General features: G+C 60.0%; 1 protein-coding gene. It reads left to right on the forward strand.

What is annotated here, in order from left to right; all coding sequences use genetic code 11:
* Positions 1-275 (forward strand): alpha/beta fold hydrolase (locus Q4563_RS19705; RefSeq protein WP_303605723.1); only part of this gene is annotated, 275 nt, incomplete at both ends.

Genomic DNA, 275 nt, shown 5'->3' on the forward strand with positions numbered 1-275 from the left:
GATCAACTCGGCACCGGGCATAGCCCGGCCGAATTGCCTGAAGGTTACGCAATTGGCGATATGGCCAATGAGCTGCAACGCCTGTTAGCCGAGTATCACATTGGCGACTACCATCTGGTGGGGCATGCGCTGGGTGGTTTGGTTGGTCTGGAACTGGCACTGCAAAAAGCCCCCGGACTCAAAAGCCTGACGCTGATGAACGCCTGGGCCAAGGCCAGTCCTCACACCGCTCGCTGCTTCTCGGTACGCAAGCAGCTGTTGGCGGGTGCCGGTGC

Source organism: Gilvimarinus sp. 1_MG-2023, from assembly GCF_030548285.1.